The organism is Aerococcus viridans, from assembly GCF_002871935.1.
Lineage (GTDB): Bacteria > Bacillota > Bacilli > Lactobacillales > Aerococcaceae > Aerococcus > Aerococcus viridans_B.
In genome coordinates this window covers 25518-37430 of sequence record NZ_PNHQ01000012.1, presented here as the reverse complement: position 1 = coordinate 37430, position 11913 = coordinate 25518, and the positions used below count along the sequence as shown (strand labels likewise).

Annotated in this window: 11 protein-coding genes; 7 read left to right on the top strand and 4 right to left on the bottom strand. The window is 38.5% G+C overall.

Going from position 1 to position 11913, the window contains the following annotated elements; translation table 11 throughout:
- Positions 1–53: 53 nt before the first annotated feature.
- Complete coding sequence (locus CJ191_RS05850) at positions 54–761, bottom strand: glucosamine-6-phosphate deaminase (RefSeq protein ID WP_070467086.1); 708 nt, start codon at positions 759–761, stop codon at positions 54–56.
- Between the two features lie 189 nt (positions 762–950).
- Between CJ191_RS05850 and CJ191_RS05845 the strand changes: the two genes are divergently transcribed.
- The 6 genes from CJ191_RS05845 (at position 951) to CJ191_RS05820 (ending at position 8716) form a co-directional block, all read left to right on the top strand.
- Positions 951–2762 carry a PTS mannitol transporter subunit IICBA gene (locus CJ191_RS05845; protein WP_102199265.1) on the top strand — a complete coding sequence of 604 codons (1812 nt, stop codon included), beginning with the start codon at positions 951–953 and terminating at the stop codon, positions 2760–2762.
- Between the two features lie 42 nt (positions 2763–2804).
- Positions 2805–4871: a BglG family transcription antiterminator gene (locus tag CJ191_RS05840; RefSeq protein ID WP_257994133.1), complete on the top strand. Its 2067-nt coding sequence runs from the start codon at positions 2805–2807 to the stop codon at positions 4869–4871.
- Positions 4872–5229: 358 nt separating this feature from the next.
- Positions 5230–5673 carry a PTS sugar transporter subunit IIA gene (locus CJ191_RS05835; RefSeq protein WP_070467079.1) on the top strand — a complete coding sequence of 148 codons (444 nt, stop codon included), beginning with the start codon at positions 5230–5232 and terminating at the stop codon, positions 5671–5673.
- Positions 5674–6810, top strand: coding sequence for a mannitol-1-phosphate 5-dehydrogenase (locus CJ191_RS05830; RefSeq protein ID WP_070467077.1), 1137 nt, complete (start codon positions 5674–5676; stop codon positions 6808–6810). It abuts the gene before it with no gap.
- A 108-nt stretch (positions 6811–6918) separates the two neighbouring features.
- On the top strand, positions 6919–7803 hold the full coding sequence (locus CJ191_RS05825) for a VOC family protein (protein ID WP_102199263.1): 885 nt from the start codon (positions 6919–6921) through the stop codon (positions 7801–7803).
- A gap of 130 nt (positions 7804–7933) precedes the next feature.
- Positions 7934–8716: an SDR family NAD(P)-dependent oxidoreductase gene (locus CJ191_RS05820; RefSeq protein ID WP_070467073.1), complete on the top strand. Its 783-nt coding sequence runs from the start codon at positions 7934–7936 to the stop codon at positions 8714–8716.
- A gap of 235 nt (positions 8717–8951) precedes the next feature.
- Here CJ191_RS05820 and CJ191_RS05815 read toward each other — a convergent pair whose 3' ends face one another.
- Positions 8952–9839: a putative RNA methyltransferase gene (locus CJ191_RS05815; RefSeq protein ID WP_070467071.1), complete on the bottom strand. Its 888-nt coding sequence runs from the start codon at positions 9837–9839 to the stop codon at positions 8952–8954.
- Between the two features lie 143 nt (positions 9840–9982).
- On the opposite strand from CJ191_RS05815, the gene CJ191_RS05810 reads away from it, so the two are divergent.
- Positions 9983–10825, top strand: coding sequence for a hypothetical protein (locus tag CJ191_RS05810; RefSeq protein WP_246819008.1), 843 nt, complete (start codon positions 9983–9985; stop codon positions 10823–10825).
- Between the two features lie 83 nt (positions 10826–10908).
- Here CJ191_RS05810 and CJ191_RS05805 read toward each other — a convergent pair whose 3' ends face one another.
- Together CJ191_RS05805 and CJ191_RS09145 are read right to left on the bottom strand one after the other, a co-directional pair.
- Positions 10909–11556 (bottom strand): DsbA family oxidoreductase, encoded by a 648-nt coding sequence (locus tag CJ191_RS05805; RefSeq protein WP_102199262.1) that lies wholly within the window; start codon positions 11554–11556, stop codon positions 10909–10911.
- Positions 11557–11582: 26 nt separating this feature from the next.
- Positions 11583–11729, bottom strand: a complete 147-nt coding sequence (locus CJ191_RS09145) for a hypothetical protein (protein WP_168125754.1) — start codon at positions 11727–11729, stop codon at positions 11583–11585.
- Between the last annotated feature and the right edge of the window lie 184 nt (positions 11730–11913).

Genomic DNA, 11913 nt, shown 5'->3' with positions numbered 1-11913 from the left:
CGTCAAGTTTGTCATAGACTATTTGTTTTTATTTTAAAGGTAACTTAAAGTCTTTATTTACTTAATAAACTTGCAGCTGCACTATCTAGATAAACAGTTACGTTAGGGTGTTCTTGTAATAAACTTGCAGGCACATCTTCTGTCACAGGACCTTCAATCATATCTTTCACAGCTTGCGCTTTAGATTCCCCAAAAGCTAATAATAAGATGTGTTTAGATTGCATAATAGACGCTAATCCCATTGAGAAGGCTTGTGTTGGTACATCTTCAACTGAATCAAAGAAGCGCGCATTTGCTTGAATAGTACTGTCTGTTAAATCTACTAATTGTGTTTTTGTCTCGCGAGAAGAACCAGGTTCGTTGAAGCCGATATGCGCATTTTGTCCAATACCTAAGATTTGTAAATCAATTGGATGTTCATCTAATAATGTGTTATAGCGAGCAAGCTCTGCTTCAACATCAGTTGCTAAACCATTAGGGATGAAAGTTTCTTTGAAAGGTTTCTTACTGAAAAGGTGCTTATTCATAAAGGTTGCGTAACTTTCTGGGTGGTCAGCAGATAAACCATAATACTCATCTAGGTTTAAAGCGGTTGCATCGCTAAAGTCTAAATCAGAAGCTGTAATATATTCATATAAGTCTTCTGGTGTTGAACCTGTTGCTAAACCAAAAGTTGTTGCACCATTGGCTAATGCTTGTTCAAATTCATGAAAAACCTCTTTAGATGCTTCTTTTGCAGTATCAAAAATCTTAATATCCATAAATAATCCTCCTAAAATATGCCTTTATCAAGATCGAATCTTTATTTTCAGTCTATCATAGAAAGGTCGAAACAGGAACAAGGAAAAAGTGTCATGATGAAATGTGCCAAACTTACATGCCTAATGAATTGTAACCGGTTCCGATTCTAGATAAGATAGAGGTGTATTAAACAAAGGAGGGGAACGCTTATGTCGGAGAAAACCAAAGATTCAGGTTTAAAGGCGTCAATTCAAAAATTAGGTTCTTATTTATCCAGTATGGTTATGCCCAATATTGGGTCATTTATTGCGTGGGGGATTATTACAGCACTCTTCATTCCAGATGGTTGGATTCCAAATGAAGCATTAGCCAACTTAGTTGGTCCAATGCGTGACTACCTATTACCTATTTTAATCGGTTATACTGGTGGTTCTATGGTATATGGCCAACGCGGAGCGGTAACAGGTGCTATCGCTACTATGGGTGCAGTTGTTGGTGCATCAGAAATTGTGACAGGTCAACCAACAGTACCAATGTTTATTGGGGCAATGGTTTTAGGTCCTCTAGGGGGTTGGCTAATTAAAAAATTTGATGAAAAGTTCCAAGATAAAATCCCATCAGGTTTTGAGATGTTGGTCAATAACTTTTCAATCGGAATTATTGGATTCTTATTAGTGTTACTTGGCTTCTACGCTGTTGGGCCGTTCGTTTCCGGAATGACAACAATCTTTGCAACAGGTGTAGACTGGATTATTCAAAGACGCTTATTACCATTAGCCAATGTGTTTATTGAACCAGCAAAAATCTTGTTCCTGAACAATGCGTTGAATCATGGTATTTTAACACCACTAGGTTCACAACAAGTAACTGAAACTGGCCGTTCAATTCTTTATTTATTAGAAGCGAACCCAGGACCTGGTCTAGGTATTCTATTGGCCTTTACAGTATTTGGTAAAGGTTCAGCGAAATCTTCAGCACCAGGTGCGATTCTTATCCACTTCCTAGGTGGTATTCACGAGATTTACTTCCCATATGTTATGATGAAACCATTATTATTCTTAGCAGTTATTGCTGGTGGGGTTTCAGGTACATTGACTTTCCAATTATTAAACGCAGCTTTAACCGGACCGGCATCACCAGGATCAATGATCGCTATTATCGGCATGACAGCACCAGGAGCTTATATTGGTGTAATCGGTGGTGTTTTAGTAGCAACAATTGTTTCATTCTTAGTAGCGGCGCCAATTATTAAAATGGACCGTGCACAAGATGAAGATAACTTTGAAGCAAGCCAAGCAGCAGCAAAAGCAGCTAAGGCAGATTCAAAAGGCCAATCTTCTGAGGAAACAAATGCTGGCTCAGCGTCAGTTGAAGGTGAAATTCCTGCACCAGAAGATATTAACAGCATTATTTTCGCATGTGACGCAGGTATGGGATCTAGTGCCATGGGTGCCTCATTGTTACGTAAGAAAGCGAAAAAATTAGGTTATGACATGTCTATCACGAATACGGCTATTTCGAAATTAGAAAATCAAGCGGGTGTTCTGGTGATCACTCAAGAAGAATTAACTGATCGAGCTAAGCGACAAGCACCTTTAGCATCTCACGTATCTGTGGGGAATTTCCTAGACGGTGACCGTTATGATGAAATCTTAGGTGAAATGCAAGCAGCCTCTCAAGAAGCAGCAAGCCCAGTAGCTGAAACAGCAGATGCGTCTAGTGTTGAAGAAGAAGTACATGCAAATGTAGCTTTAATTCAAGTGCCTTTCCATGAAGATAAACCATCAGCTTCAGTTATGGCAGCTTCAAACTTACGTAATGAATTGAAGAAATCGGGATCTGACCTTTTAGCTGAAGCAGTGCCATTTGCACAATTACAAAATAATCCGCAAACTTTGATTATTGTTGATGCGGACACTGCTAAACCAGCAAAAGAAGTTGCACCAAAAGCTCAATTTGAAGAAGTGATAAAACTTTATGAGCAAAACCAATACAGCAAGTTGTTAGATAAGGTAAATTAGTCATATCAATAACAGGTAGATTTTGACTAAGGAGCGATTGAAGTGTATTTTACAGAGCGAGAAAAGAGTATTTTGAATTTATTATTGGCATACCCAAAAGGTGTGACGCAGCAAGATATTCAAGAGGAACTCGATATCAGCAAACGCACAGTGTATCGTGAAATTAGCCATATTGAAGCGTCGCTTAGACCACTCAACTTGCGGTTAGATAAGCCGAGAAATGAAGGTTATTACTTAATTGGTAGCGATGAGGATAAAGCTGCATTGAGTGATCATATCAATGCGCATCCTTATGGTGATTTATCTAAGGCTCAAAGACAAAATGCGATTGCCTTAATGGTTTTATTGGGTCAAGGTTTAAGTACAGTTGATGCTATGGCCTATGATTTTTCTGTGAGTACACGGACATTGAATACTGATATGGCTAGTGTAAAATCAAGTCTTAGTGAGTATGATATCCAAATTGAAACGTTTAGTCACGCTGACTTAACAGTTCAAGGCGAGGAAACAGTTATTCGCCAATTAATCGTGAATCTCTTAGATTACAATATTAAAGAAATTGATTTCTTTCTTTATTTTAATCAAATGTCTGAAGAAAATCAGTTACCTCATTCAGAGGACGCTTTTTTCATTCAATTAATACCAAGAGAGATATATGAAATGGCACATAAGGTCTTTAAGTCAGATGCGATTCATCATAAGTTGTCTAACTTACCAGATAACCAATTAAAGACAATTATCATCAGTTTTATGGTGAATATTTTTCGTATCCAAAAAGGGCATAATATTTATAGTGAAGTTCTAGTGAAAGACCAGTCCAGTCATTTCATCCGGCTATCGCATCAGATGTATGAGATTATTGCCAAAGAAATGAAACTAGTGATTGATTTCAATGAGCGTCATATGTTTGCGCGTCAATTGGAAGGGATGAATTTTAATCGTCCACAAAATATTTTCTCCAATAACTTTGATACGGAGTTATCCTACCGTGTAGCGGAACTAACGAGAAAAGTATCTACTAAAACCGGTTATGACTTTAGACAGGACAATCGTTTGTTTGAAGATTTATTGACGCATTTAAATGCAGCTTTAAAGCGTTTAGATCAAGCAATTTCAAGTGATGATATAATCTTAGATAAGATGATTGCGGGCTATCCTAATCTGCATGAAGCAGTAGACCATTCTTTAAAGGAAGTTTTTCGGGATGTAACTTTTACAAAAGAAGAGACGGCTTATATCATTATTCATTATGCTTCGTCTATTGAACGTCAGCCGATATCACGTAATTTAAAAATTGTTATCTTGAGTGCTGGTGGGTTCGGGACTAGCAAAATCTTAGAAAGTCGTTTTTCCAATAAGATTCCGGAAGTGAAGCAGGTAGATATTGTGAAAGTTTCGCAGATGTCGAAGGTGGATTATGATCAGTATGATTTGATTTTATCCACTAGTTTCTTAGCTGGATTTAACTATCCTTATCAAGTGATATCTCCCCTACTATTGGATGATGAAATTATGGCAATTCGACAGGAAATTAAGCGCTTATCACAAACCAAAGAACGAACGCAATCGAGTCAACAGACACATGGGTTAGCTGATATGCAGTTTGAACGGCTTTATCAATTAGTGAATACAGCCAATAAGATTCTAGAAAAATTTGGTATTCACCAAGTCCAATCTAGGGAAACAATTGAAGCGAGCTTATTACAAATTATCAAGAGCTTGTCCAAGCAGATAGTAGATGATCCAAATCAAGTGACAAAACGAGTGGTTGAACGCTATTTGGAAGCGCCTATTGGGATTCCGCATTCAAATATTGCCTTATTCCACTCGACGAATCCACATGTAAAGGAAGCTTTCTTCTCTATTTATGAACTAGACCAACCTTTTGAAATCTTGGGAATGGACCGAATGACAATTGAATTAAAAAGAATCTTATTATTATTGGCCCCCGAACCACTATCCTGGGAAAATGAATTGTTGTTAGGTAAGATATCATCTTCTATTATTGATAACGATTTGAATACGGAGATTTATAAGAGTGGCACAAAAGCCATTGTTTTACAATTACTGAGTGCACTATTTGTAGAAGAAACCACAACATTTGAATAACAGGGTGTGAGACAGAGCGTTCAGCCAGGAGACGGTGGAAGAAATAGGTGTAGTGATGGCACATCACGCAAGCTATTTCTGAAGCGGACACCTGGCTGCTCTGACGAACCCGACTGAACAGGGTGTGAGACAGGGCGTTTAGACTCGTAACTTCTGACGCATTTAAGCGAGTAAGCGCTAAAGCACTAACTCGCTCATAAACTGGAAGGATTAGACGAAGTGATTAAAAATCGCGTAGCCTAATCCTGAAGTGGCACGAGTCTGACATTTGGATCTCAACTAAAGGGTGTGAACGTCTAACCCGACTAAAGTAAATATAACCACAGGTACAAACAAAATCATAAAAGGATGTGATTGAATGGAATTGAAAAAAGAGTTAATTCAGTTAAACAATACATTTTCTTCAAAAGAGGAAGCCATTCGTGCTGCTGGCCAATTATTGGTTCAAGACGGTGCGGTTGATGCGGATTATGTAGAGGCCATGATAGCGCGTGAGCGTATTGTATCAACATATATGGGGAATTTTGTAGCTATTCCACACGGTACAGATGAGAGTAAAAACCACGTGAATCATACGGCAATTTCTTTCGTGCAAGTACCAAAGGGTATCGATTTCTCTGAGGATGGTAAGGAAGAAAAATTGGCTTTGGCTGTTTTCGGGATTGCTGGTGTGGGCGATGACCATTTAGATTTATTATCTAAAATTGCAGTCTTCTGTTCTGACGTAGCTAATGTTGTGCGTCTAGGAGATGCAAAAACGGCTGAAGAAGTGATTGATATGTTGAAGGAGGTTGAAGCGTAAATGAAAGCTGTACATTTTGGTGCTGGTAATATTGGTCGTGGATTTATAGGTGAAATTTTACATAAGAATGGCTTTGACATCACTTTTGTAGATATTAATGAAACGTTAATTGATGCCTTAAACGCCCGTGATAGTTATAAAATTGAATATGCTGATGATGCCCATCAACGCTTAACTGTTACTGATTTCAGTGGTATAAATAACGGAAAAGATCCCGAAGCGGTGTCTCAAGCGGTAGCTGAAGCAGATATTGTGACCACAGCTATTGGGCCTAATATCCTACCTTACATTGCTGAATTAATTGCTAATGGGATTAAATTACGTCGAGAAAATGACGATACACGTCCAATGGATGTTATTGCTTGTGAGAACATGATTGGTGGAACAGACTTCTTAAATGAAAAAGTATCTGCTTACTTCGATGATGCGGACCGTGCTTACGTTGACCAATATATTGGTTTCCCCAATGCAGCGGTTGACCGTATTGTGCCTATGCAAAGTCATGAAGATCCATTGTTTGTATCAGTTGAACCTTTCAGCGAATGGGTAATTGACAAAACGAATATGAAAGGAACTCAAATCGAACTTGACGGTGTATTATACGTAGATGATTTACTGCCTTATATTGAGCGTAAATTATTCTCAGTGAATACAGGGCATGCTACAACAGCTTATACTGGTAAACACTTTGGTTATGAAACTATTGATCAAGCGCTAGAAGATGAAAAAGTCTTACAACAATTAAAAGCTGTCTTAGCAGAAACAGGGGCTTTATTAGTTGAAAAATGGGGATTTGACCAAGAAGCACATGCAGCTTATGTCAATAAAATTGTGGGACGTTTCCAAAATAGCCACATTTCTGACGCCATCACCCGTGTTGCTCGTACACCGATTAGAAAATTAGGCTATGATGAACGTTTTATACGTCCAATTCGTGAGGCAAAAGAACGTGGCTTAACTTACGATGCTTTGCTGTCAACTGTAGCTTATATCTTTGAATATAATGATGCAGGAGACGAACAAAGTCAAGAGTTGCAAAAAATGTTGGCAGAACAACCACTTAACCAAGTGATTCAAACGGTTACTAGTCTTGAAGATGTAGATTTAATAGCTGAAATTGAAGGCAAGGTTCAATAATTGCTTCTTGGTAAAAAGTTTAGCCGTTTTTATTCGACATTCAGTGATTTTTAGCTTATTCTTTACTTATAAGTGTTGGAAGAATCCAATGTTGAAGGAGCGATAAATATGCGACAAATTGCGATCCAATTATGTTTCAACGACCAAGCTGAAGAAGCAGTTAAATACTATACTAAAATTTTTGACCAAAGTGAGATTACTCGTGAAATCCATTACCCAATGCCTAAAGGTGAAACTGTAGCTTACGATTTTACGATCGAAAATCAAGCATTTGCAGCTTTTAATGGGGGTCCTGATTTTAAAATGAATCCCTCATTCTCCTTGATGGTATCGCTAGATACTGCCGAAGAAGTAGATGCTTTATACGCTAAATTGGCAAAAGGTGGAAAAGACTTGATGCCTTTAGATACTTACCCGTTTAGCGAACGCTATGCTTGGGTAGAAGATCAATTTGGTTTATCATGGCAAATTATGTTGGCACCGGATGTGCCTAAAAATCATAAAATCCGTGTATCTCTATTATTTGCTGGTCAATATTGTGGTCAAGCAGAGCAAGCTTTAAAGGATTATGCAACGATTTTTCAAAAGGCAGCGCCAGGCCACATCAATTATTACCAAGAAGGTGAAGCTCAAGATGCGCGTGCTAAGGTGAATTATGCCGAGTTAAATGTTGGCGACCAACAATTAGTCTTTATGGACCATGGATTTGGTAGTGATGAAGAATTTTCTGAAGCGATTTCCTTCCTAATCGTTGCTGGTGCGCAATCAGAAGTAGATTACTATTGGGAAAAATTATCAGCTGACGAAGAAGCTGAGTCTATGGGGTGGTTGAAAGATCATCATGGTATTTCTTGGCAAATAGTGCCACAAGCCTATTTACAAATCATGGAAACAGCTACTGAAGCACAAAAGAAACGGGTACTAGAAGCATTATTTAAAATGAAAAAAATGAATGTAGCCAGTTTAGAAAATGCCAAATTTGGTATCGGTTAATAAGCAATGCGGAAGTGAGACCTGTGTCTATTGTGACATGGGTCTTCTTGATTGTAAGGGGTTTTATTTTGGTTTAAAAATATTTCTATTATAATATATATAGAAATACAATTTAGAAAGGGGTCTTTCAATGGAACTAGGTTTAGCAGGAAAAGTAGCGATTATTACAGGGGCTAGCCGTGGCATCGGATTTGAGACAGCTAAGTCATTAGCGAACGAAGGGGCTGACGTGACAATTGTTGCCCGTCGTGAGGATCGTCTCATTGAAGCGCAAAGAGCGATTCAAGAAATTACCGGTCGCAAAGTCCATTATGTCGTTGGAGACGTAACGGTCGAAGAAGATGCTAAAAGAGTAGTTACTGAGACAATCGATCAATTTGGTCGTATTGATATTTTAATTAATAATGCGGGTGGCTCATCTGCCCATAGTTTCGATGCAGTCGATAATGCTGAATGGCAACGAGACTTGAATATTAAAATATTTGGTGTAGTGAATTTTACCCGTGAAGTATTGCCATATTTTAAGAAACAAAATTCAGGAGCTATAGTGAATTTAACCGCTATAGCAGGTAAGACACCTCCAGCCAATTCATTACCAACGTCAACTAGCCGTGCTGCTGGTCTTGGCTTAACAAAGGAATTGAGTAAGGAATTAGGTCAGTATAATATTCGTGTGAATGCTGTTTCTATTGGTTTAGTGCGCAGTGAACAAATCGAGAAACGTTGGCAAGATAATGCGCCTGATCAAACTTGGGAAGAATTTTCTAAAAGCCAATCAGCGAATACACCTTTAGGTCGTATTGGTGAAACGGTGGAAGCTGCCAATGCTATTACGTTCTTAGTGTCTGATGCAGCTTCTTATATTTCAGGTGTGGCACTCAACATTGATGGTGGCGCCGCTTCTGTAATGTAAATATGTTTTACGGGTAACGGGCTTTGTAGAAGAATAAATGTTTAGATTAGTATGATTAACGACCTAAAGTAGAAGAGGCTGGGACAAAAATATCTCAGCCTCTCTTTGCTATATAAGAACATTTATAATTGGGTTCCAAAAGTCAGAATTGTCCGATACTTCCGAAATGTCTCCAATAACATTTCGTTATTGTTCGTCTTTTGGTCCAGTACGTCAATTCTAAACGACTTTTGTCTCACCTTCTTTTGCGTCCAAATAGAATTTGTAAGTCAAGAGTAATACCAGCTAATGCCATTGCTTCTGTAATTTGATGTTCATTTGCATGCCACATTAATGGCGTCATTTGAATTAAATCACGTAACTGCTCTTTGTTTAATGGTCGATATTGTTGATAATGACTTTGACCAAAGTCGTTGAAGGTCGCTTTAAATTTAGCGATGGATGCAGAAGTGTTTTGTTTTTGTTCATCCACTGGTAGCATAATTTCCCGTAGTTCTTTTAAATAGTTAGGGCCGGGTACGATTTTTAGCGCCCAACCTTGGTCTGAAAGTGCTCGGTTTAATTCAGCGTAGTTAGAGGGTGAAAGGATAGTAAGCGTACCTTCTACTTGACCATCTTTAAAGGGTAATTTACTTAAATCAGCGACTATCCAAAGGGCGTTGGTATAGTGTTTGGCAGCAGAAAGGATGCCATCTTTAGCTAAGTCTAAGCCTAGAAATTGTGGCATTTGCTCTTGATTGTTAGCCACATGTACCTGCCAAGTTTGTGCTAGTTGGTGAAGGTGACTACCTTCTCCAGTGCCTAAGTCAATTAGGTTTTTAACTTGTGTTAAGTCTACCTCTTTTTCAATTAATAGGTCTATGATTTGTGGGTAAATACCGGCGTATAGACTTGCATCTTGCATGATTCGTTGGCGAGCAGTGAAGAGGTTGCTGTTGTAGTGTGCTTCTTGGTGGTTGGGTGCAAGGTTAATGTAACCTTGTTTAGCAATGTCAAAGCTGTGATTGTGATCGCAACGGACTTGATTATGGCTAAAAGAAAGATTGCTTTTGCAGATAGGGCAGATCATGCGCGATGCCCAGTAATTAAATTTTTGAATTGCTTGTGTACGTTTTGATTCCATAGTTCACCTTTTTGAATTTGTCATAGTTCTCACTTTTATTATAGCATGTTAGAATAGACTTATTAATGATGATTCATGAGTTGGGTGCTGGCTATTTTTGTTTGCATGCTAGTTAATCATAATGATTTGAGAAGTGAGGGAATATGCGAAATAGAGATAAAAGATGGCTATATAGCGGATTCATAGCTAGTGTGATGAGCCTATTGCATGTGATGTTGGAGCTATGGTTTCCAAATCCTAGTTTCCAAGCAATCCTCGGGGATGGTTTGGCGGTGCAACAGGGGTTCTATTATCCAGCTTTATTTATAGTTTATTTGCTAATATATACATTCATGACGTATGCTTACTATCTAATTGACTTTCGTTTGCCAGGAACGAAAGGGACGAAAGTAATGCTTTATGTCATCTCCGAATTGTTAATTCTGTTAGTTTACCGGGCTGAACCCTTGCCACACTTAGTGGATATAGACTGGGTGATCAATCCGATTAAAATAATGTTGATTTTTATCATACAAGGTCAGTTGATTTACTGGTTAATGGCTCGCCAACGGTTGATGTATAAGCCAAAACCCTTTTTCTATACGAGAGGTTTACATGTCTACATACTCGTTTTTGCGATCATGCGGCTAGTGGCTTATCTAGGCCTAGGTATTTATGGAGTAGATGATGGGCAGTTACCAATGGCTGTTCTTTGGGCTGGTATTATGGGGCTTGCGATTGGCTTATCTTTTGGTGCAATACAGCGGTTTATTATCCGTCAAAATCAAATTGGAAAGACTAACCAGTTTGCCCTACAATTTTTTGCTTGGCTTGCAATCGCCAATTATGCCATGATGTATCTACGTTATGATGTCGGCATTTTTGATTTACTAGCTCGTCTAGGATTGGATATTGCAGCTGTTTGGATTGCGACCTTTATCGTGCTCCATTGGCAAATCAATGAGCGCACACCTGTATATCCATTAGACACAAATTCACAAATATAAGTAGTTGTTGGCTAGGACCCTGCTGTCCTAGCTTTTTTTACAAAAAAATGCCCGCTAATCAGCTAGCGAGCAATAAGATCGTATTATGCTTCTTGTTCTTCTGCATATACTCGGTCTAACACTTGTTGGAATACTTCAACAGGTTGGGCACCTTGCACTGCGTATTTATTATTAAATACAAAGAAAGGGACACCTTGAACGCCAACTTCACCTGCGCGGAAGATATCAGCAGTGGCTTCAGCTTGGAATTGATCTTCACTAGCTAAAATTTCACGGACTTTGTCTCCATCTAAACCGACTAATTTAGACAGCGAAATGATTGTATCTTCGTCGCTAATTAATGCACCATCTTCGAAGTAAGCTGTATAGAATGCTTTAAAATATTCGCCGTCTCTACCTTGTGTTTTCGCATATTGGAATACACGATGTGCAGGCATGGTGTCGGCCATCTTCATATCAGAAAAGTTGAAGTTTAAGCCAGTAGCAGTAGCCATTTGTATGACTTGTTCGTTCATTTGCACTGCCTGTTCAACAGTAGTCCCTTTTAAATCTGCAAAAGCTTCATAGAAGTTTTTGCTTGGATCATATTTTGCACCAGGCATTAATTCGAATGATTTGTGCTCAATCGTAATTTCATCTGCGTGGGCAAAGTTAGCCATTGCGCGTTCCAAGTGCGTTTGTCCAATATAACAGAACGGACATACGAAATCAGCCCAAATTGTAATTTCCATGAAAGTAAATCACTCCTTATCATTTTTTATTTGTGATCTTTACTTGTTTGATTATTTTTAGCTTCTTGTTCTTGATCATCTTTCTCCTTATCGCCATCTCCATCACCGTCAATATTAACGATAGAGGCAAACAAGTCTTCTAACTCAGTAGATTTACGGCTTTCGATACCCATGGTAACGCTCCTCTCTGCAATTTACTTCTAGGAAATATTATAAGGACGTCTATTAAGGAATGCAAAGACTAGGTACTAAGGTGAGGGGAATTGCTAATAGTGGGATAGGCGCTAAATGTTCGTCTTTACTGGGGAAATAAAAAAGGCCAAAGAAAATATTTACATTTTCTTTGACCTAATTATC

Excerpts from the sequence above, each read along its gene's own strand:
- CJ191_RS05825 (WP_102199263.1), top strand. The coding sequence starts at position 6,919 with ATGCGACAAATTGCGATCCAATTATGTTTCAACGACCAAGCTGAAGAA.
- CJ191_RS05805 (WP_102199262.1), bottom strand. The coding sequence starts at position 11,556 with ATGGAAATTACAATTTGGGCTGATTTCGTATGTCCGTTCTGTTATATT.
- CJ191_RS05810 (WP_246819008.1), top strand. The coding sequence starts at position 9,983 with ATGCGAAATAGAGATAAAAGATGGCTATATAGCGGATTCATAGCTAGT.
- CJ191_RS05835 (WP_070467079.1), top strand. The coding sequence starts at position 5,230 with ATGGAATTGAAAAAAGAGTTAATTCAGTTAAACAATACATTTTCTTCA.
- CJ191_RS05845 (WP_102199265.1), top strand. The coding sequence starts at position 951 with ATGTCGGAGAAAACCAAAGATTCAGGTTTAAAGGCGTCAATTCAAAAA.
- CJ191_RS05850 (WP_070467086.1), bottom strand. The coding sequence starts at position 761 with ATGGATATTAAGATTTTTGATACTGCAAAAGAAGCATCTAAAGAGGTT.
- CJ191_RS05830 (WP_070467077.1), top strand. The coding sequence starts at position 5,674 with ATGAAAGCTGTACATTTTGGTGCTGGTAATATTGGTCGTGGATTTATA.
- CJ191_RS05820 (WP_070467073.1), top strand. The coding sequence starts at position 7,934 with ATGGAACTAGGTTTAGCAGGAAAAGTAGCGATTATTACAGGGGCTAGC.
- CJ191_RS09145 (WP_168125754.1), bottom strand. The coding sequence starts at position 11,729 with ATGGGTATCGAAAGCCGTAAATCTACTGAGTTAGAAGACTTGTTTGCC.
- CJ191_RS05815 (WP_070467071.1), bottom strand. The coding sequence starts at position 9,839 with ATGGAATCAAAACGTACACAAGCAATTCAAAAATTTAATTACTGGGCA.